The sequence below is a fragment of the Pseudomonas sp. GW822-FHT04H02 genome (genome assembly GCF_058800645.1).
Window position 1 is genome coordinate 216,113 of record NZ_JBXAMM010000003.1, and the last position, 19,107, is coordinate 235,219.

General features: G+C 64.4%; 17 protein-coding genes. 7 read left to right on the forward strand and 10 right to left on the reverse strand.

Features of this window, described 5'->3' with window-relative positions; genetic code table 11:
- Window positions 1-12 precede the first annotated feature (12 nt).
- The 5 genes from AC1RMG_RS13205 to AC1RMG_RS13225 all read right to left on the reverse strand — a co-directional run bounded on the left by AC1RMG_RS13205 (window position 13) and on the right by AC1RMG_RS13225 (window position 4,336).
- The gene (locus tag AC1RMG_RS13205; protein ID WP_169892275.1) at window positions 13-1,794 is read right to left on the reverse strand and encodes an ABC transporter ATP-binding protein; all 1,782 of its coding nucleotides are present in this window, start codon (window positions 1,792-1,794) and stop codon (window positions 13-15) included.
- Between the two features lie 31 nt (window positions 1,795-1,825).
- Window positions 1,826-2,428: a DsbA family protein gene (locus AC1RMG_RS13210; protein WP_169892285.1), complete on the reverse strand. Its 603-nt coding sequence runs from the start codon at window positions 2,426-2,428 to the stop codon at window positions 1,826-1,828.
- Between the two features lie 36 nt (window positions 2,429-2,464).
- A complete protein-coding gene (gene trhO, locus AC1RMG_RS13215) occupies window positions 2,465-3,406 on the reverse strand; it encodes an oxygen-dependent tRNA uridine(34) hydroxylase TrhO (protein ID WP_011062595.1) in 942 nt (313 codons plus the stop codon).
- 102 nt (window positions 3,407-3,508) lie between these two features.
- Window positions 3,509-3,808, reverse strand: a complete 300-nt coding sequence (locus AC1RMG_RS13220; protein WP_011062596.1) for a BolA family protein — start codon at window positions 3,806-3,808, stop codon at window positions 3,509-3,511.
- A 12-nt stretch (window positions 3,809-3,820) separates the two neighbouring features.
- Complete coding sequence (locus AC1RMG_RS13225) at window positions 3,821-4,336, reverse strand: DUF2059 domain-containing protein (RefSeq protein ID WP_015636579.1); 516 nt, start codon at window positions 4,334-4,336, stop codon at window positions 3,821-3,823.
- Between the two features lie 193 nt (window positions 4,337-4,529).
- Here AC1RMG_RS13225 and AC1RMG_RS13230 point away from each other — a divergent pair, with 193 nt between their 5' ends.
- Window positions 4,530-5,924, forward strand: a complete 1,395-nt coding sequence (locus AC1RMG_RS13230; protein ID WP_011062598.1) for a class II fumarate hydratase — start codon at window positions 4,530-4,532, stop codon at window positions 5,922-5,924.
- A gap of 73 nt (window positions 5,925-5,997) precedes the next feature.
- Here AC1RMG_RS13230 and AC1RMG_RS13235 read toward each other — a convergent pair whose 3' ends face one another.
- From AC1RMG_RS13235 to pap, 3 genes are all read right to left on the reverse strand, one after another.
- Window positions 5,998-6,957, reverse strand: a complete 960-nt coding sequence (locus AC1RMG_RS13235) for a DMT family transporter (protein ID WP_019093385.1) — start codon at window positions 6,955-6,957, stop codon at window positions 5,998-6,000.
- 147 nt (window positions 6,958-7,104) lie between these two features.
- Complete coding sequence (locus tag AC1RMG_RS13240) at window positions 7,105-8,289, reverse strand: thiolase family protein (protein ID WP_207239750.1); 1,185 nt, start codon at window positions 8,287-8,289, stop codon at window positions 7,105-7,107.
- Between the two features lie 102 nt (window positions 8,290-8,391).
- A complete protein-coding gene (pap, locus tag AC1RMG_RS13245) occupies window positions 8,392-9,906 on the reverse strand; it encodes a polyphosphate:AMP phosphotransferase (RefSeq protein WP_011062601.1) in 1,515 nt (504 codons plus the stop codon).
- A 148-nt stretch (window positions 9,907-10,054) separates the two neighbouring features.
- On the opposite strand from pap, the gene mnmC reads away from it, so the two are divergent.
- The 5 genes from mnmC (at window position 10,055) to AC1RMG_RS13270 (ending at window position 17,379) form a co-directional block, all read left to right on the forward strand.
- Complete coding sequence (mnmC, locus tag AC1RMG_RS13250; protein WP_493169404.1) at window positions 10,055-12,031, forward strand: bifunctional tRNA (5-methylaminomethyl-2-thiouridine)(34)-methyltransferase MnmC2/FAD-dependent 5-carboxymethylaminomethyl-2-thiouridine(34) oxidoreductase MnmC1; 1,977 nt, start codon at window positions 10,055-10,057, stop codon at window positions 12,029-12,031.
- Window positions 12,032-12,234: 203 nt separating this feature from the next.
- The gene (locus AC1RMG_RS13255) at window positions 12,235-14,007 is read left to right on the forward strand and encodes an N-acetylglutaminylglutamine amidotransferase (protein WP_493169405.1); all 1,773 of its coding nucleotides are present in this window, start codon (window positions 12,235-12,237) and stop codon (window positions 14,005-14,007) included.
- Between the two features lie 3 nt (window positions 14,008-14,010).
- Window positions 14,011-15,756, forward strand: coding sequence for an N-acetylglutaminylglutamine synthetase (gene ngg, locus AC1RMG_RS13260; protein ID WP_065365447.1), 1,746 nt, complete (start codon window positions 14,011-14,013; stop codon window positions 15,754-15,756).
- 126 nt (window positions 15,757-15,882) lie between these two features.
- A complete protein-coding gene (locus AC1RMG_RS13265; RefSeq protein ID WP_011062605.1) occupies window positions 15,883-17,067 on the forward strand; it encodes an osmoprotectant NAGGN system M42 family peptidase in 1,185 nt (394 codons plus the stop codon).
- 84 nt (window positions 17,068-17,151) lie between these two features.
- Window positions 17,152-17,379, forward strand: a complete 228-nt coding sequence (locus AC1RMG_RS13270; protein ID WP_011062606.1) for a YheU family protein — start codon at window positions 17,152-17,154, stop codon at window positions 17,377-17,379.
- Between the two features lie 35 nt (window positions 17,380-17,414).
- On the opposite strand, the gene AC1RMG_RS13275 is transcribed toward AC1RMG_RS13270, so the two are convergent.
- Together AC1RMG_RS13275 and AC1RMG_RS13280 are read right to left on the reverse strand one after the other, a co-directional pair.
- On the reverse strand, window positions 17,415-17,747 hold the full coding sequence (locus AC1RMG_RS13275) for a YnfA family protein (protein ID WP_011062607.1): 333 nt from the start codon (window positions 17,745-17,747) through the stop codon (window positions 17,415-17,417).
- A 65-nt stretch (window positions 17,748-17,812) separates the two neighbouring features.
- On the reverse strand, window positions 17,813-18,628 hold the full coding sequence (locus AC1RMG_RS13280) for an SDR family oxidoreductase (protein WP_011062608.1): 816 nt from the start codon (window positions 18,626-18,628) through the stop codon (window positions 17,813-17,815).
- A 308-nt stretch (window positions 18,629-18,936) separates the two neighbouring features.
- On the opposite strand from AC1RMG_RS13280, the gene AC1RMG_RS13285 reads away from it, so the two are divergent.
- Window positions 18,937-19,089, forward strand: coding sequence for a DUF3309 family protein (locus AC1RMG_RS13285; protein WP_007945780.1), 153 nt, complete (start codon window positions 18,937-18,939; stop codon window positions 19,087-19,089).
- The last annotated feature ends 18 nt before the right edge of the window (window positions 19,090-19,107 follow it).

Below are 19,107 nucleotides of genomic sequence, written 5' to 3' on the forward strand. Positions count from 1 at the left end.
TAAAACTCAAGGCTATCGAACCTGCTGCAAATGCCCGTACAGCTTGGCGTAAAGGCCGCCATCGGCAATCAGCTGCTGATGGTCGCCATCTTCGGCAATCTGCCCGCCATCGAACACCAAAACCCGGTCCGCCTGTTTTACCGCTGACAAGCGATGGGCAATGATCAGCGTAGTCCGCCCACGCAGAAAACGCGTCAAGGCCTGATGCAGGTTGTACTCGGTGGCAGCATCCAGGGCGGAAGTGGCCTCATCGAGAATCACCACCTTGGGCTCGGCCAGAACCATCCGCGCAATCGCCAGGCGCTGGCGCTGGCCCCCGGACAAACGCACACCGGAACGCCCCACCACGCTGTCCAGCCCCTGCGGCAAGGCCCTGACGGTAGCGTCCAACTGAGCAATTTCCAGGGCCTGCCAGCAGGCTTCGTCACTGCGCTCGCGCCCCATGGCCAGGTTGGCGCGGATGGTGTCGTTGAACAGCGCGGGATGCTGCAACACCACCGCCACGTTCTCCCGCACCGTCTCCAGGCCGATTTCCTGCTGGGTCGAACCACCAAAGCGGATCACCCCGGTCTGCGGTGTGTACAGCCCCAGCAGCAACTGCACCAGGGTGCTCTTGCCGCCACCGCTGGCACCGACAATGGCTACCTTTTCACCGGGAGCGATGGACAGGTCCATATTGTCCAGCACCCGCTCGTCACCGTAGCCGAAGCTCAAGCCGCGGACCTCGATGCCGACGGTCTCGCGCCCCACGAACGGGTCCGCACCCGGGCCGTACTGCGGTTCGTCGGCCCGCGCCAGCAGCTCGTTGATCCGGGTCAGTGCGCCGCCCGCGGCGTAGTAGGCGTATTGCAGGTTCAGCAACTGTTCCACCGGCCCGATCATGAACCACAGGTAACTGAATACCGCCAGCATCTGGCCGATGGACAGGTCGGAGAACAACACGGTCAGCATCGCCGCCGCGCGGAAGATATCGATGCCGAACTGGAACAGCAGCCCGCTGGCGCGGCCCGAGGCATCGCTTTTCCATTGCGAGGCCACAGCGTAGTCCCGCACTTCCTCGGCACGCCGCCCCAGGCGCCCGAGAAAGTAGCCCTGGCGATTGCTCGCGCGAATTTCCTGGATAGCCTCCAGGGTCTCGGTCAGGGCCTGGGTAAAGCGCGAAGTGCTGTCGTTTTCCAGCTTCTTCAGGTGCTTGACCCGCTTGCCCAACTGCACCGTGGCGAAGATCACCAGCGGGTTGAACAGCAGGATCAGCAAGGCCAGTTTCCAGTGCATCCACATCAGGATGCCCGCCGTGCCCACCAGGGTCAGCATGGCCACCAGGAAGCGGCTGAGGGTCTCACCGACGAACTTGTCCACCGTGTCCAGGTCGGTGACCAGGTGAGTGGTGACCGTACCGCCCCCCAGGCTTTCGTATTCCCCCAGGGAAATGCGCTTGAGCCGCTCGATCAGCCGCACGCGGATGCGGTAGACGATGTCCTTGGCCAGCCCGGCAAACAGCCGCGCCTGAATCACGTTGAACACCAGCGCCGAGCAGCGCAGGATCAGCGTCACCATGAGCATCAGGCCGATATAGCCAGCGGCACTCTGCCATCCCTGGGGCAGGAAGCGGTTCATCACCTGCAGAGCGGCATCGCCGTGCCCCAACAGCACCTCATCCACCAGCAAGGGCAGCAGCAGCGGGATCGGCACACTGCACAGGGTCGCCAGCACGGCGACGCCGTTGGCGATCCACAGAGATTTCTTGTGCTCAAGAGCCAGGCGACGGATATGCGCCCAGCTCAGGCGATCGATCGGCTTACCGCTGACGCTTGAATCCACCGGTTCAGGCACAGGCGGCGCGCTCCAGCCAGCGCCCCAACAGAGGAGACAGCTCGCTCAGCGGCTGATAGCCGTTGGTCAGCAACGCCAACTGGCCATTACGCTCGGCCAGCAAGGTAGGAAAGCCGGCGATTCCCAGGTCCTGGACCCAGGTGAAGTCCGCCGCGGTAGCCACATGCTGCTCGGCCCGGTCGAAGGCCTCGGCGAATTCGATGCGCGGCACCCCTGCCCGCTCCGCCAGCTCCACCAGCACACTGGCCAGGGTGACATCCCGGCCTTCGACATAGAACGCCTGCTGGATCAGCCCCAGCAGGGTCCAGGCGCAGTCCGCCGCCAGGCCACGTGCGGTGACGATGGCGCGACAGGCCGGTTCGGTGTCATAGACAAAGCCATCGGGCAAGGCGCCCTCGAAGCCGAACGGTTGGCCGGTGGCCTGGTGCACCGCCTGCCAGTGCTCGAGGATGTAGCGCCGGGTATTGGGTTCCAGGGCCGCACCGCTACCGGTACGCAAGCCCCCCACCACCAGGTGCACCTCGACCCCGGCGGCCCGGGCCTGCTCCGCCAGGGCCTGGGCCACGGGCGCAAAGCCCCAGCACCATGAACACATCGGGTCCATCACATAGAGCAGGCGGGCAGACATGGCTCAAGCCTCGGAAGAAGATTGCTTGTAGTTGTAACCAATCGGGTGCGGCATGTTGCGAGCCTTGGCCAATTCGATCTGCTTCTGCCGGTCGATGGCGCTGCGGCGGGTCTTCTCGCTCAGCTTGTCCCAGCAGTGCGGGCAGCTGATACCAGGCACATAGTGCTCGGATGCACGATCCTCGACGCTCACTGGAGTACGGCAGGCATGACATTGATCGTAGTCGCCTTCGCTCAGGTCGTGGCGCACGGTGACCCGGTTATCGAACACGAAGCAGTCGCCCTGCCATTTGCTCTCTTGCTGCGGCACCTCTTCGAGGTACTTGAGGATCCCGCCCTTGAGGTGGAACACCTCGTCGAAACCTTCGCTGAGCATGTAGCTCGAGGCCTTCTCGCAACGGATGCCGCCGGTGCAGAACATCGCCACCTTCTTGTGCTTGCTCGGGTCGAAGTGGGCTTTGATGTAGTCCGGGAACTCGCGGAAGCTGGTGGTCTTGGGGTCGATGGCGCCTTCGAAGGTGCCAATGGACACTTCATAGTCGTTGCGGGTATCGATCAGCAGCACTTCCGGATCGCTGATCAGGGCGTTCCAGTCCTGTGGCTCGACGTAGGTCCCGACCTTCTTGTTGGGATCGACGCCGGGCACGCCCAGGGTAACGATCTCTTTCTTGAGCTTGACCTTGGTGCGGTAGAACGGCTGCTCGTCGCAGTAGGATTCCTTGTGATCGATATCCACCATGCGCGGGTCGTTCTTCAGCCAGGCCAACAGCCCGTCGATGCCTTCGCGGCTGCCGGAAACCGTGCCGTTGATGCCTTCTTCGGCAATCAGCAAGGTGCCCTTGATGCCGTTGTCGAGCATTGCCTGCAACAGGGGCTCACGCAGGTTGACGTAATCTTCGAGGGTGACGAACTTGTACAGTGCCGCCACGACAATAGGTTGTGCCATGGGTAATCTCCAGGTGGCTACCCTCGTAAAGGGTGAACCGGATGCAAAAAAAAACGCGCCGGCATAAGCGGCGCGTTGCGGATTCTAACAAAAAAACCGCGGTTAATGCTGACTGCCACCGGCACAGGTCGGCGAAGCCGGAGCCACACCGATCTTCGACCATTCCTCAGGCGTATAAGTGTGCAGCGCCAACGCATGGAACTGGCCCATCAGCTCACCCAGGGTGGCGTAGACCTTCTGATGGCGCTTGACGCTGTTGAGGCCGGCGAACTGCTCGCTGACCAGTACCGCCTTGAAGTGGGTTTCCAGGCCACGGCTGTGCATGTGGCTTTCATCCAGCACTTGCAGGTGCTCGGGCTGCAATGCCCCGAGCGCCGCTTCGATACGTTGTTGCATGGTCATTGCGGGCTCCGCTTACTTCTTCTTCGCCGGGGCAGCCTTGGGCTCGAGCTCGGCGGTCATGTCAGCCAGCAGCTTGTTCACTACCGGTACCGCGCTTTCCAGCTTGGCCTGGGTCATCTGCGCCGATTGCTGGGTCAGCTGGGGCATTTTTTCCAGGACTTTCTTGCCCAGTGGCGACTGATAGAAAGCCACCAGTTCCTTGAGCTCCGATTCGCTGAAATTGCTGGTGTAGAGCTTGACCATGTCCGGCTTCAGCTTGTTCCAGCCAATGGCCTGGTCCAGGGCGGCATTGGCCTTGGCCTGGTAGGTTTCCAGCAGGGCACGCTTGGATTCCGGGGCTTTGGTCTGCTCGAAGCGCTGGGCGAACATTTGCTGAACTTGCATGTACACCGGGGTACCGAGCTTGTCCGCATGGGCCAGGGTCAGGAAGGCCTCGGCACTGGCGTTGTGGCTGGCGGTATCGGCAAGAACCTGGCCGCTGGCACACACCAGAACAACCGCGGTACAGATGGCACGAAAACGGGTCATCGAGTTTCCTTTATCTAGCAGGCGAGGTAGAACCCCAAGGGCGCCCATTCTGCGCCTATTAATCCGCGTCCCTCAACCCCACGCCGACCGGCCCCCGGTTTTGCTCGGCCATGGCGGGGAAAAACCCCCGGCATGGAACCCGAGCCGCGGATCACGGCCTAAACTGGCCTGTCAGACTAGGAGGATTGCCACGATGAACCGAATCGAAACCGACAGCCTGGGCCAGGTTGAAGTCCCGCAAGAAGCCTACTGGGGCGCGCAGACCCAACGTTCGCTGGTCAACTTCGCCATCGGCAACGAACGCATGCCCTTGGCGGTGCTGCATGCCCTGGCCCTGATCAAGAAAGCCGCGGCGCGGGTCAACGACCGCAACGGCGACATCCCTGCCGATATCGCCCGCCTGATCGAACAGGCCGCCGACGAAGTGCTCGCGGGCGAGCATGACGACCAGTTCCCTCTGGTGGTGTGGCAGACCGGCAGCGGTACCCAAAGCAACATGAACGTCAACGAAGTGCTGGCTGGACGGGCCAACGAGCTCGCGGGCAACCCTCGGGGCGGCAAGACGCCGGTGCACCCCAATGACCACGTCAATCGCTCGCAAAGCTCCAACGACTGCTTCCCCACTGCCATGCACATTGCGGCGGCCCAAGCCGTGCAGTTCCAGTTGCTGCCAGCGATCACCGAGCTCTCCGGCGGCCTGGCCGAGCTGTCGGCGCGGCACATGAAGCTGGTGAAGACCGGTCGCACCCACATGATGGACGCCACACCCATTACCTTCGGCCAGGAAATCTCGGCCTTCATCGCCCAACTGGGGTACGCCGAGCGCGCCATCCGCAGCGCTTTGCCGGCCGTCTGCGAACTGGCTCAGGGCGGCACCGCGGTAGGCACCGGGCTCAACTCACCCCACGGTTTCGGCGAGGCCATCGCCGCCGAGTTGGCGGCGCTCTCGGGCCTGCCCTTCGTCACGGCGTCGAACAAGTTCGCCGCCCTGGCCGGCCATGAACCGCTGACCAGCCTTTCCGGCGCCCTGAAAACCCTCGCCGTGTGCCTGATGAAAATTGCCAACGACCTGCGCCTGCTGGGCTCGGGGCCACGGGCAGGCCTGGCCGAGGTCAAGCTCCCCGCCAACGAGCCCGGCAGCTCGATCATGCCCGGCAAGGTCAACCCGACCCAGTGCGAAGCCCTGTCGATGCTGGCCTGCCAGGTCATGGGCAACGATGTGACCATCGGCTTTGCCGCCAGCCAGGGCCACCTGCAACTGAACGTGTTCAAGCCGGTGATCATCCACAACCTGCTGCAATCGATCCGCCTGCTGGCCGATGGCTGCAGCAACTTCCAGCACCATTGCATCGCCGGGCTGGAGCCCGACCCGCAACAGATGGCCGCGCACCTGGAGCGCGGGCTGATGCTGGTGACCGCGCTCAATACCCATATCGGCTACGACAAGGCCGCCGAGATCGCCAAGAAGGCCTATGCCGAGAACCTGACCTTGCGCGAGGCGGCGCTGGAACTCGGGTACCTGACCGATGAACAGTTCGATGCCTGGGTCCGCCCGGAAAACATGCTGGAGGCCGGGAAGCAGGGGTAAGACCGCAGTCGCCTTCGCTAGCGAGCCAGCTCCTGCCACAACCCGACTGCAGGAGCTGGCTCGCCAGCGAAGCTCAGCCCGCCGCGATCCGCTGCCGCCGCGCTCGCAACCCCGCCATCAACGACGGACCCAGTGCCGTCAGCGCCGACCCCAGCACCACCAGCAGCGCCCCGCCATAGCCCAGGCCATTGATCTGCTCGGCCTGCACATACTCGGGCCAGAGCCAGGCGGCCCAAGCCACCGCGACAAAGGTCACCAGCGGCGTAATGGCCAGGGTCGCGCTGACCCGCGACGCTTCCCAATGGGCCAGAGCCTCGGCAAAGGCGCCATAGGCAATCAGGGTATTGAGGCAGCACGCCAGCAACAGCCAACCCTGCAACGGGTTCAATTCCAGCGCCTCCAGCGGGTGAGCCCAAGGGGTGAGCAACAAGGCGCAGAACAGGTAGATCACCATCATTACCTGCAGGGAATTCCACACGCTCAGCAGTTGCTTCTGGCCCAGGGCGTAGAAGGTCCAGACCGCGGAAGCGGCAAGAATGGTCAGGACCCCCGCGGTGTAGTCGCTCAGGGAAGTCAGCAGTTCGCTCAGGCGCTGATTGAAGAACAGCCCAAAGCCGATCAGCAGCACCAGAAGCCCCAGGCCCTGGCCGAGGCTGAACCGCTCCTTGAATACGAACAGGCTGGCGATCAATAGCAGGATAGGCCCCATCTGCACCACCAGTTGCGCGGTGCCCGGGCTCAACAGATTGAGGCCCATGAGGTACAGCACGTAATTGCCTACCAGGCCACAGACCGAGATCGGCACCAGCCAGATACCCTTGGGCCCCAGCACTCGCCAGCGCGGCAGGCGCCCCACCGCCGCCAGGTAGGCCAGCAGGCAGCCACCGGACACCGTCAGGCGAAACCAGGTCACGGTGACCGGGTCCATCACTTGCAGTACCTGCTTGAGCTTGATGGGCAGGATGCCCCACAACAGCGCGGTCAGTAAGGCCAGGAACAGACCATAGACCCAGCGACCGGACGAGACGTGCATGCGAACCCCACAAGGCCTTACGAGCAAGGCTCACATACTAGGCCCGCGCCGGCAGCCGACACAGAGACAGTTGGCGACAAAGCGCAAACAGGATTGTGCAGGTCGCAAACCGGCCCCACGGGAGCCGGCTTGCCGACGAAGCGAAACCTAGCGTACCGCCTCGAACAACCCCGTGGCCCCCATGCCGCCGCCCACGCACATGGTGACGATGCCATAGCGCAGGTTGCACCGCTGCAGCTCGCGCACCAGATGCCCGACCTGACGCGAACCGGTCATGCCGAACGGGTGGCCGATGGAGATCGAGCCGCCATTGACGTTGTAACGGGCGTTGTCGATCTCCAGGCGGTCGCGGGCATACAGGCACTGGGAAGCGAACGCTTCATTGAGCTCCCAAAGATCGATATCAGCCACGCTCAGGCCCTTGGCCTTGAGCAGCTTGGGCACCGAGAACACCGGGCCGATACCCATCTCGTCCGGCTCGCAGCCGGCCACGGTAAAGCCGCGGAAGAATGCCTTGGGCTTGAGCCCCAGGGCCAGGGCCCGCTCCAGGCTCATCACCAGGGTCATCGAAGCACCGTCGGACAGCTGCGAGGAATTGCCCGCCGTCACCGAACCGTCGTCGGCAAACACCGGCTTCAACGCCGCTAGGTTTTCCAGGGTGGTGTCGGGGCGGTTGCAATCGTCGCGGTCCACCACGCCATCAAGGATCTGCACCTCACCGGTGTTCTTGTCCTCGACCTTGTACTTGACCGTCATCGGCACGATCTCGTCGCTGAAAAGGCCGGCGGCCTGGGCCTGGGCGGTACGCTGCTGGCTTTGCAGGGAGTAGCGGTCCTGGGCTTCGCGGCTGACACCGTAGCGCCGGGCCACCACTTCGGCGGTCTGGCCCATGGGGAAGTAGATGCCCGGTACCTGCTCCTTGAGAAGCGGGTTGACCAGGTTTTCGGTGTTGACGCTCTTCATGGTCAGGCTGATGGATTCGACGCCACCGGCCACGATGATGTCGCTGCAGCCGGAGGCGATCTGGTTGGCGGCGATGGCGATCGCCTGCAGGCCCGAGGAACAGAAGCGGTTGAGGGTCATCCCCGCGGTGCCGGTGCCCAGGGCCGAGAGCACCGCGACGTTGCGCCCTATGTTGAAACCCTGGGCCCCTTCATTGGAGCCGGCGCCGACGATGCAGTCCTCGACACTGGCCGGGTCGATGCCGTTGCGGGCGAGCAGCGCATTGACGCAGTGGGCGGCCATGTCATCCGGACGGGTCTGGTTGAACTTGCCCCTAAAGGACTTGGCCAGGCCAGTCCGTACGCTGTCGACGATCACCACTTCACGCATGACGCACCTCATTGTTGTTGGCGGCAGGAAGAGCATCGAGCATAGATCCCCCTCCTGTCCCGCCGCGACAATCATTCACTGGGCGTATGCGCGACTATCGACCTACTTCTTGTCTTTCTTGTCGTGCTTGTCCGAGCGCTCGAACGCGGCTTCCAGGGCGCGGTTGATGGTGCGCAGAACCTTGACCCGGGCCCAGCGCTTGTCGTTGGCCTCCACCAGAGTCCAGGGCGACACCTCGGTGCTGGTGCGGTCGACCATGTCGCCGACGGCAGCGCGGTAATCGTCCCACTTGTCGCGGTTGCGCCAGTCGTCCTCGGTGATCTTGAAACGCTTGAAGGGAATCTCCTCCCGGGCCTGGAAGCGCTCCAGCTGGGTGTCCTTGTCGATGGCCAGCCAGAACTTGACCACGATCACCCGGGCATCGGCCAACTGCTCCTCGAAGTCGTTGATCTCGCTGTAGGCCCGCAACCAGTCGGCGGGGCTGCAGAAGCCCTCGATGCGCTCCACCAGCACCCGGCCGTACCAGGAACGATCGAAGATGGTGAACTTGCCCCGGGCCGGGATATGCCGCCAGAAACGCCAGAGATAGGGCTGGGCGCGCTCCTCTTCCGTGGGCGCGGCAATCGGCACGATGCTGTACTGGCGCGGGTCCAGGGCCGCCGCGACCCGGCGGATGGCCCCGCCCTTGCCCGCCGCGTCGTTGCCTTCGAACACCGCCACCAGGGCGTGCTTGCGCATGCGCTTGTCCCGCAGCAGGCCGGCCAGGCGCGCCTGTTCGGTAATCAGTTGTTCTTCGTAGTCGTCCTTGTCCAGGTGCTGGGTCATGTCCAGGCTGTCCAGCAGACTGAGCTGATCCACCGCCGGAGGCAGCGGCGCCGCGTTGACCTGGGTGGCTCGCAGGGGCTGGCGGTTCAGCGCGCTTTGCAGCCCTTCCAGGAGAATCCGCCCCACGGTAAGGCTGCGGTAATGCGGATCGACGCCCTCGATCACGTGCCAGGGCGCATAGTCGCGGCTGGTGCGGCGCAGCACGCGCTCGCCGTACTTGACGAACTTGTCGTAGGTTTCTGACTGCTGCCAGTCCAGCGGGCTGATGCGCCAGCTGTGCAGCGGGTCGTCCTGCAACGCCTTGAGGCGGGCCTTCATCTGTTTCTTGGACAGGTGGAACCAGAACTTGAAGATCAGTGCGCCTTCATCGCAGAGCATCTTCTCCAGGCGCTCGGCGCCGTTGATCGCCTGGTCCAGGCGCGGATCCTTAATCTCGCCATGGACCCGGCTCTGCAGCATCTGGCTGTACCAGTTGCCGAAGAACACCCCCATGCGCCCCTTGGCCGGAAGCATCCGCCAGTAGCGCCAGGCCGGTGGCCGCGACAGTTCCTCGTCGGTCTGCTGGTCGAAGGTGCGCACCTCGATCAGCCGCGGGTCCATCCATTCGTTGAGCAGCTTGACCGTCTCGCCCTTGCCCGCACCCTCGATCCCGTTGATCAGCACGATCACCGGAAAGTTCGCCTTCTGGCGCAGTTCGAACTGGGCTTCGAGCAAGGCCTCGCGCAACGCCGGCACCTCGGCATCGTAGGTTTCTTTGTCGATGGCGTGACCGATTTCAGCGGATTCGAACATGGGTGGCTCCCTTCCAAGAATTTTCCAAGACTAGCGGATCGACCTCGGCCAGGGAAAACAAATCCCCGAACCTGCAGCGCCTTGCCATGGATCAAGCGCCGCCGGCGCGATGGGCTAGAATGGCCGCCTTGCGCAACATGAGCCGAACATGATCCCTGAACTGCCCCACGCCCAGCTCGACTGGGACGACCAAGGACGCCCGCGCTCGCGGGTCTTCGACGATGTGTACTTCTCCAGCGAATCGGGCCTGGATGAAACCCGCCACGTGTTCATCGAACAGAACCGCCTGGGCCAGCGCTTTGCCGCCCTGGCCGATGGCGAACGCTTCGTTATCGGTGAAACCGGCTTCGGCACCGGGCTGAACTTTCTCTGCGCCTGGCAGTTGTTCCAGCAACAGGCCCCGACCGGTGCCCGGCTGCATTTCGTCAGTGTGGAAAAGTACCCCTTGAGCCCTGCCGACCTGCAACGGGCCCTGGCCCTGTGGCCGGAACTGGCGAGCTTCTCTGCACCGCTGCTGCAGCAGTACGTGGCAGTGCATGGCGGCTTCCAGCGCATCGTGCTGGAGGGCGGGCGAGTGACCCTGACCCTGCTGATCGGCGATGCCCTGGAGCAACTGCCGCAACTGGACGCCCAGGTCGATGCCTGGTTTCTCGACGGTTTCGCACCGGCCAAGAACCCCGACATGTGGACCGCCGAGCTCTTCGCCGAACTGGCGCGCCTGGCCGCCCCAGGTTCCACTATCAGTACCTTCACCAGCACCGGCTGGGTGCGCCGGCTGCTGAACAGTGCCGGCTTCAAGATGAAACGCACCCCGGGCATCGGCCACAAATGGGAGGTACTGCGAGGCGAGTTCCTCGGCTGGCCAGAGGATGCGCCGGCGCCGGCCAGGGCCAGGCCCTGGTTCGCCCGCCCCCCGCGGCAAGAGAAGACCGCCCTGGTGATCGGCGGCGGGCTGGCCGGTTGTGCCAGCGCCGCCAGCCTGGCCGCCCGCGGCTGGCAGGTGCAATTGCTGGAGCGTCATGCAGAGCTGGCCCGAGAGGCCTCGGGCAATCCCCAGGGCGTGCTCTACCTCAAGCTCTCGGCCCACGGCACCGCCCTGTCGCAGATGATCCTCAGCGGCTTCGGCTATACCCGGCGCCAACTGGAGCATTTGCAGCGCGGCCAGGACTGGGATGGCTGCGGCGTGCTGCAACTGGCCTTCAATGCCAAGGAAGCCGAGCGCCAGGCCCAACTGGCCGCGGCTTTTCCCGCCGACCTGCTGCACCTGCTGGACCAACCCCAAGCCCAGGCCCGGGCCGGTATCGGCCTTGAGCACGGAGGCCTGTTCTACCCCGAAGGTGGCTGGGTGCATCCGCCGGCCCTGTGCCAATGGCAGGCCAGCCACCCGCGGATCCAGGTCCTGGCACACCGGGAAGTCCTGGAACTGCGCCGGGTCGATGAGCAATGGCAAGCCTGGGACGGCGACCGGATGCTGGCCAGCGCCGCGGTGGTGATCCTCGCCGGTGCGGCCGAGATCAAGCGCTTCCCGGCCAGCGCCGACCTGCCCCTCAAGCGCATTCGCGGGCAGATCACCCGCCTGCCCCAGACCGCACAAAGCCAGAGCCTGGCCACGGTGGTCTGCGCCGAAGGCTACGTCGCCCCCGCGCGCCTGGGGGAACACACCCTGGGCGCCAGTTTCGACTTCAAGAGCCAGGACCTGACCCCCACCAGCGCCGAGCATTCCGGCAACCTGGAGATGCTGCGGGAAATCTCCAGCGACCTGCTGCAGCGCCTGGGTGCCGAGCAACTGCCCCTGGACAGCCTGCAAGGCCGCGCGGCCTTTCGCTGCACCAGCCCGGACTACCTGCCCATCGTCGGCCCCCTGGCGGACCCGCTTGCCTTTGCCGAAACCTACGCCGCCCTGGGCAAGGATGCGCGCCAGGTGCCGGACCTGCCCTGCCCCTGGCTCGACGGCCTGTACATCAACAGTGGCCACGGTTCCCGTGGGCTGATCACCGCGCCGCTGTCCGGCGAGCTGCTGGCCGCCTGGCTGGAAAACGAGCCCCTGCCCCTGCCCAGAAGCGTGGCCGAAGCCTGCCATCCGAACCGTTTTGCCCTGCGTCGCCTGATTCGCGGCAAGGCCTGAAGCAGAGCGGCGGCGCTGACTTTCCAGCGCCGCCAATGGCCGCTGGCCAGCACCAAGCGCTACATCCAACCGTCCGGCCCCACTCAACTGCTTATAACCGATCGATCTAAAACTCCCGAGTTACGCACAGGTCAGTTTCCAGGTAGCCGCCCTTTTGACGGCGGCAGATTGACTCTCCCCAACGGAAAAACCGGTAAGGACTTATGTGCGGACTAGCTGGCGAATTACGCTTTGATCATCAACCTGCCGACCTGGCAGCGGTTGAACGAATCACCCACCACCTGGCCCCTCGCGGCCCGGACGCCTGGGGCTTTCACAGCCAGGGCCCGATTGCCCTCGGCCATCGACGGTTGAAAATCATGGACCTTTCGGACGGCTCGGCGCAGCCCATGGTCGACAACCAACTGGGCCTGTCCCTGGCCTTCAATGGCGCGATCTACAACTTCCCCGAACTGCGCGCCGAACTGGAAGCCAAGGGTTATGCCTTCTATTCCGGCGGCGACACTGAGGTGTTGCTCAAGGGCTACCACGCCTGGGGCGCGGACCTGCTGCCCAAGCTCAACGGCATGTTCGCCTTCGCCATCTGGGAGCGCGATGCCCAGCGCCTGTTCATCGCCCGCGACCGCCTCGGGGTCAAGCCGCTGTACCTGTCGCGCACCGGCCAGCGCCTGCGCTTCGCCTCGGCCCTGCCGGCGTTGCTCAAAGGTGGCGACATCAACCCGTTGCTCGACCCCGTGGCGCTCAACCACTACCTGAACTTCCATGCCGTGGTGCCAGCACCGCGAACCCTGCTGGCAGGCATCGAAAAACTGCCGCCGGCCACCTGGATGCGTATCGAGGCCGACGGCCGCACCGAGCAGCAGACCTGGTGGACCCTGCCCTACGGCCCCCGTGCCGACGAAACCAACCTGACTCTGGAAGACTGGCGTGACCGGGTGCTGGACAGCACCCGTGAAGCGGTGGCCATCCGCCAACGGGCAGCGGTGGATGTGGGCGTGCTGCTGTCTGGCGGTGTCGACTCCAGCTTGCTGGTGGGCCTGCTGCGAGAGGTCGGGGTGGACAACCTGTCGACCTTCTCCATCGGCTTCGAGGACGCCGGTGGCGAGCGGGGCGACGAGTTCCAGTACTCCGACCTGATTGCCCGGCACTACGGCACCCGGCATCACCAGTTGCGCATCGATGAACGTGAAATCATCGAACAGTTGCCCGCGGCCTTTCGGGCCATGAGCGAGCCGATGGTCAGCCACGACTGCATCGCTTTCTACCTGCTGTCCCGGGAAGTGGCCAAGCACTGCAAGGTAGTGCAAAGCGGCCAGGGCGCCGACGAACTCTTTGCCGGCTACCACTGGTACCCGCAGGTGGACGGCGCCAGCGACCCCTACGCGGCCTACCGTCCGGCCTTCTTCGACCGCAGCTACGACGACTACGCGGCCACCGTACAACCGCAGTGGCTGACCGCCAACGATGCCGCCGGGGATTTTGTCCGCGAGCATTTCGCCCAGCCCGGCGCCGACGCCGCGGTGGATAAGGCCCTGCGCCTGGACAGCACGGTGATGCTGGTGGATGACCCGGTCAAGCGTGTGGATAACATGACCATGGCCTGGGGCCTGGAGGCGCGCACGCCGTTCCTCGACTACCGCCTGGTGGAGCTTTCGGCCCGGGTGCCGGCGCGCTTCAAGTTGCCGGACGGCGGCAAGCAGGTGCTCAAGGAAGCTGCGCGGCTGGTGATCCCCAGCGAGGTGATCGACCGCAAGAAAGGCTACTTCCCGGTGCCGGGCCTCAAGCACTTGCAGGGCGCGACCCTGGACTGGGTACGCGAACTGCTGCTGGACCCGAGCCAGGATCGCGGCCTGTTCAAGCCGGCCATGCTCGACCGCCTGCTGACCGATCCCCAGGGCCAGTTGACGCCCTTGCGCGGCTCCAAGCTGTGGCAACTGGCGGCATTGAACCTGTGGCTCAGCGAACAAGGAATCTGACCGATGAAAGCTCACGCCACGGCTTACAGCCAACGCCTGCTGCGCGGCCAGGCGCCGTCCTATGAACGCCTGCAGGCGCGCTTCGCCGAAGACGGCAGCGAACCCGGGTGCGAACCGATCGCGGTACATTGCGGTTGGGGCCGCCTGCTGATCGGCCATACCTTTCCCGACCCCACCAGCCTGGCCGGGGAGTTGCTCAACGAGCGACCTGGCGAGCGCGACATCGCCCTGTATGTGGCAGCGCCGCAACAGGTGCTCGGGCTGGAACCGGCGCAACTGTTCCTCGACCCTTCCGATACCCTGCGCCTGTGGTTCAGCGATTACCGCCAGGCCACTCGGGTATTTCGCGGCTTCCGCATCCGTCGCGCCCAGAGCGAAGCCGACTGGCAAGCCATCAACCATCTGTACCAGGCCCGCGGCATGCTGCCCATCGACCCGCAACTGCTGACCCCGCGCCATCAGGGCGGGCCGGTGTACTGGCTGGCCGAGGACGAAGACAGCGGCGCGGTGATCGGCAGCGTCATGGGCCTCAATCACCACAAGGCCTACCAGGACCCGGAACACGGCAGCAGCCTCTGGTGCCTGGCAGTGGACCCCGACTGCAGTCGCCCGGGCGTCGGCGAAGTGCTGGTGCGCCACCTGATCGAACACTTCATGAGCCGCGGCCTGAGCTACCTCGACCTGTCGGTGCTGCACGACAACCGCCAGGCCAAGAACCTCTACGCCAAACTCGGGTTTCGCACCCTGTCGACCTTCGCCATCAAGCGCAAGAACGGCATCAACCAGCCGCTGTTCCTCGGCCCCGGGCCCCAGGCGGAGTTCAACCCCTATGCGCGGATCATCGTCGAGGAAGCTCATCGCCGGGGCATCGATGTTCAGGTGGATGACGCCGACGCCGGGCTGTTCACCCTCAGCCACGGCGGGCGCCGGGTACGCTGCCGGGAATCGCTGAGCGATCTCACCAGCGCCATCAGCATGAGCCTGTGCCAGGACAAGAGCCTGACCCACAAGGTTCTCAAGGGTGCTGGCTTGAACCTGCCGGCGCAGCAACTGGCGGGCAACGCCGATGACAACCTGGGCTTTCTCGACGAGCACCAGCGGGTGGTGGTCAAGCCCCTGGATGGCGAACAGGGGCAAGGCGTGGCGGTGGACCTGCGGACCATCGAAGAGGTGCAAAAGGCCATCGACCACGCCCGCCGCTTTGACAGCCGGGTATTGCTGGAAAGCTTCCACGAAGGCCTGGACCTGCGCATCCTGGTGATCGGCTTTGAAGTGGTGGCAGCGGCTATCCGCCGTCCCGCGGAAATCATCGGTGATGGTCAGCACTCCATCGGCGCGCTGATCGAAGCCCGCAGCCGTCGCCGCCAGGCGGCCACCGGCGGCGAGAGCAAAATCCCCCTGGACCAGGAGACCCAGCGCACCCTGCACGCCGCCGGCTACGACTACAACAGCGTACTGGCCGCCGGGGAGCGGCTGTTTGTACGGCGCACCGCCAACCTGCACACCGGCGGCACTCTGGAAGACGTCACCGGCATCCTTCATCCGACCCTGGCCGACGCCGCCATCCGCGCAGCCCGTGCCCTGGACATTCCCGTGGTGGGCCTGGACCTGATGGTGCCGGCGGCGGATCAGCCCGAGTACGTGTTCATCGAAGCCAACGAACGCGCCGGGTTGGCCAATCACGAACCGCAACCCACCGCCGAACGTTTTGTCGACCTGCTGTTTCCCCACAGCCAACCGGCGCCGTGATCCTTCGCCGGCAAGCCGGCTCCTACCCTCACTGGTAGGAGCCGGCTTGGCAGCGAAGGCGCCCCCTGGCCCTCCATCCATGCCCTCATCGAAACCATCGATGGCCGTTTCTCATCAGGAGTTTCCATGACCCGCAAGATTCCCGAACCCGACCTCGCCTACCTGCAGAAAGTCCTCCTGGAAATGCTCGCCATTCCCAGCCCCACCGGCTTTACCGACACCATCGTGCGCTATGTCGCCGAACGCCTGGAAGAACTGAGCATCCCCTTCGAGCTGACCCGTCGCGGCACCATTCGCGCCACCCTCAAGGGCCAGAAGAACAGCCCGGATCGGGCCGTCTCGGCGCACCTGGACACCATTGGCGCCAGCGTGCGCGCGGTGAAGGACAACGGCCGCCTGACCCTGGCCCCGGTGGGCTGCTGGTCCAGCCGCTTTGCCGAGGGCAGCCGGGTCAGCCTGTTCACCGACAACGGCGTGTTGCGCGGCAGCGTCCTGCCGCTGATGGCCTCCGGGCACGCCTTCAACACCGCGGTGGACGAACTGCCCATCAGTTGGGACCACATCGAGCTGCGCCTGGATGCCTACTGCACCACCCGCGCCGACTGCGAATCCCTGGGGATAGGCGTGGGTGACTTTGTTGCCTTCGACCCCTTGCCCGAGTTCACCGAAAGCGGCCATATCAGCGCCCGGCACCTGGACGACAAGGCCGGTGTCGCCGCGCTGCTGGCCGCGCTCAAGGCCATAGTCGACAGCGGCGAGCCGCTGATGATCGACTGCCATCCGCTATTCACCATCACCGAAGAAACCGGCAGTGGTGCGGCAGCGGCCCTGCCCTGGGACGTCAGCGAGTTCGTCGGCATCGACATTGCCCCGGTCGCCCCGGGCCAGCACTCCAGCGAGCATGCGGTGAGCGTGGCCATGCAGGACTCCGGCGGCCCCTACGACTATCACTTGTCCCGTCACCTGCTGCGCCTGGCCGGCGAACACGAGTTGCCGGTGCGTCGCGACCTGTTCCGCTACTACTTCAGCGACGCCCATTCGGCGGTCACCGCCGGCCACGACATCCGCACTGCGCTGCTGGCCTTCGGTTGCGACGCCACCCACGGCTATGAGCGCACCCATATCGACAGCCTGGCGGCACTCAGCCGCCTGCTGGGGGCCTACATCCTCAGCCCGCCGGTATTTGCCAGCGACGCGCAACCGGCCCAGGGCTCACTGGACCGCTTCAGCCATCAACTGGAGCACGATGCACAAATGGAAAGCGATACCCGGGTGCCCTCGGTGGACAGCCTGGTGGGGCAGAAATCCTGAACCCGCCCCGGAGTTTGTGCACGCCCTGGCTGGCGGCACGGCCCCGGGCGCAGTAGGATCCCGGATTGTTTGCCGGAGGCCCCCATGCTGATTCCCCACGACCAACTTGAAGTCGACACCCTGACCCGCCTGATCGAGGACTTCGTGACCCGCGAGGGCACCGACAACGGTGATGAAACGCCCCTGGAGACCCGTGTGCTGCGGGTGCGCCAGGCCTTGACCAAGGGCCAGGCGGTAATCGTCTTCGATCCGGACAGCGAACAGTGCCAACTGATGCTCAAGCACGATGTGCCCAAGGAGCTGTTCGACTGACCCTACCCCCGGCCCAGCCCCCTGGGCCGGGTTATTCAGCCATTGGAAAAGCGCGGGCCGAACAGAATCACACTGGCCCCGATCACGCACAGCGCCAGCCCCAGCCAATCCGAACCCAGGGGCCGTACCCGCTCCACCACTGCCAGCCAGCCAATCGAAGCGACGATATAGATGCCTCCGTAGGCGGCATAGGCGCGCCCGGCGTAGGTGGCCTCGACCTTGGTCAGCAACAGGGCGAACAGGGTCAGGCTGACCAGCGCGGGAATCACCCACAAGGCACTCTTGCCCTGACGCAGCCACATCCAGAACGCATAGCAGCCGGCGATTTCAAACAGCGCGGCGAGGAAGAACCACAGGTAATTGAGCATGCAGGAACTCGTCAGGATTGTCGGATGCCGGCAACCCTAACGACGCCCAGGGGGATTGGGCAAGCTCAACTGGCGCTTTGCTTGGCCTTGGCGCGCATCTTGTCGGCCATCAGGGTCATTTCGTCGTACAGCGCCTGGGGATTTTTCTGCTTCAGGGCCCAGGCCATACGGCCCTGCTCATGGGGCAGGATCATGAACTGGCCGGCATCGACCTGGGCATGGATGTAGTCGGCGATCTCGGCGGCGGTGATCGGCGAGTTTTCCAGCAACTTGCCCACCTGGGCCTTCATGGCCGGGGTCGGCCCCCGGAAGGAGTCCAGCAGGTTGGTCTGGAAGAACGACGGGCAGACCACATGCACGCCGATTTCCTGCTGCGCGAGCTCGATCAACAGGCTCTCGGAAAGCGCCACCACTCCGGCCTTGGCCACGTTGTAGTTGCTCATGGCCGGGCCCTGCATCAAGGCCGCCATGGAAGCGATATTGATGATCTTGCCCTTGCTCTGCTCCAGCAGCGGCAGGAAGGCCTTGCAGCCCTTGACCACCCCCATCAGGTTGATCGCGATCTGCCAGTCCCAATCCTCCAGCGACAGTTCGCTGAAGAACCCGCCAGAGGCCACGCCGGCGTTGTTGACGATGATGTCGATGCCGCCGAACTTCACCTCGCAGGCCTGAGCGAAGGCGGTCAACTGGCTGTAGTCACGCACATCGCAACGCTGCACAAAACCGTCACCACCGGCTGCACGCACCAGTTTCAGGGTTTCCTGCAGGCCCGCCTCGCTGACATCGGACAAGGCCAGCCGCCAGCCCTCGCGGGCCCAGCGCAAAGCGATTTCGCGACCCAGGCCGGAGCCGGCGCCAGTGATCATCATGCGATTTTGCATAAGAGTTGCCTTGTTGTTCCGGGGAAGATGAGCCGCAGTGTAGCGAAGGCCCCTGCGCCACCCACGCACCATCAGGGTGCTGAATGCCCCGGGCAAACCGCCGGCCCGGTGCCCCCGACCTGTCATCCGCCTCCCCTGCTCCGGGCAGGCGCAAAGGAAATAAGACCGAAAGCGGAAAGCTTTAAAAATACTTGGAATTTTCTGGAGGGGCGCAGAGTCGGATTTATTAAGCGGTTCGCTTTATCCCTAAAACGAACTTGTCCTTGAATAACTGCGTTGTTCAACTCTATTCCAATAAGGAAACAGCCATGGGCACCATTCTGATCGTTATTCTGATTCTGCTGCTGATTGGCGGCCTGCCAGTATTCCCGCACTCCAGAAGCTGGGGTTATGGGCCTTCAGGAATCATTGGCGTCGTGCTGGTGGTGCTGTTGGTACTCTTGCTGCTGGGCAGGATATAACGCCCTTATTGCTCGCCC

Excerpts from the sequence above, each read along its gene's own strand:
- trhO (WP_011062595.1), bottom strand. The coding sequence starts at position 3,406 with ATGGCACAACCTATTGTCGTGGCGGCACTGTACAAGTTCGTCACCCTC.
- AC1RMG_RS13275 (WP_011062607.1), bottom strand. The coding sequence starts at position 17,747 with ATGCTCAATTACCTGTGGTTCTTCCTCGCCGCGCTGTTTGAAATCGCC.
- AC1RMG_RS13225 (WP_015636579.1), bottom strand. The coding sequence starts at position 4,336 with ATGACCCGTTTTCGTGCCATCTGTACCGCGGTTGTTCTGGTGTGTGCC.
- AC1RMG_RS13285 (WP_007945780.1), top strand. The coding sequence starts at position 18,937 with ATGGGCACCATTCTGATCGTTATTCTGATTCTGCTGCTGATTGGCGGC.
- mnmC (WP_493169404.1), top strand. The coding sequence starts at position 10,055 with ATGATCCCTGAACTGCCCCACGCCCAGCTCGACTGGGACGACCAAGGA.
- AC1RMG_RS13240 (WP_207239750.1), bottom strand. The coding sequence starts at position 8,289 with ATGCGTGAAGTGGTGATCGTCGACAGCGTACGGACTGGCCTGGCCAAG.
- AC1RMG_RS13255 (WP_493169405.1), top strand. The coding sequence starts at position 12,235 with ATGTGCGGACTAGCTGGCGAATTACGCTTTGATCATCAACCTGCCGAC.
- AC1RMG_RS13235 (WP_019093385.1), bottom strand. The coding sequence starts at position 6,957 with ATGCACGTCTCGTCCGGTCGCTGGGTCTATGGTCTGTTCCTGGCCTTA.
- AC1RMG_RS13220 (WP_011062596.1), bottom strand. The coding sequence starts at position 3,808 with ATGACCATGCAACAACGTATCGAAGCGGCGCTCGGGGCATTGCAGCCC.
- AC1RMG_RS13230 (WP_011062598.1), top strand. The coding sequence starts at position 4,530 with ATGAACCGAATCGAAACCGACAGCCTGGGCCAGGTTGAAGTCCCGCAA.
- AC1RMG_RS13210 (WP_169892285.1), bottom strand. The coding sequence starts at position 2,428 with ATGTGTTCATGGTGCTGGGGCTTTGCGCCCGTGGCCCAGGCCCTGGCG.
- AC1RMG_RS13280 (WP_011062608.1), bottom strand. The coding sequence starts at position 18,628 with ATGCAAAATCGCATGATGATCACTGGCGCCGGCTCCGGCCTGGGTCGC.
- AC1RMG_RS13265 (WP_011062605.1), top strand. The coding sequence starts at position 15,883 with ATGACCCGCAAGATTCCCGAACCCGACCTCGCCTACCTGCAGAAAGTC.
- AC1RMG_RS13270 (WP_011062606.1), top strand. The coding sequence starts at position 17,152 with ATGCTGATTCCCCACGACCAACTTGAAGTCGACACCCTGACCCGCCTG.
- ngg (WP_065365447.1), top strand. The coding sequence starts at position 14,011 with ATGAAAGCTCACGCCACGGCTTACAGCCAACGCCTGCTGCGCGGCCAG.
- pap (WP_011062601.1), bottom strand. The coding sequence starts at position 9,906 with ATGTTCGAATCCGCTGAAATCGGTCACGCCATCGACAAAGAAACCTAC.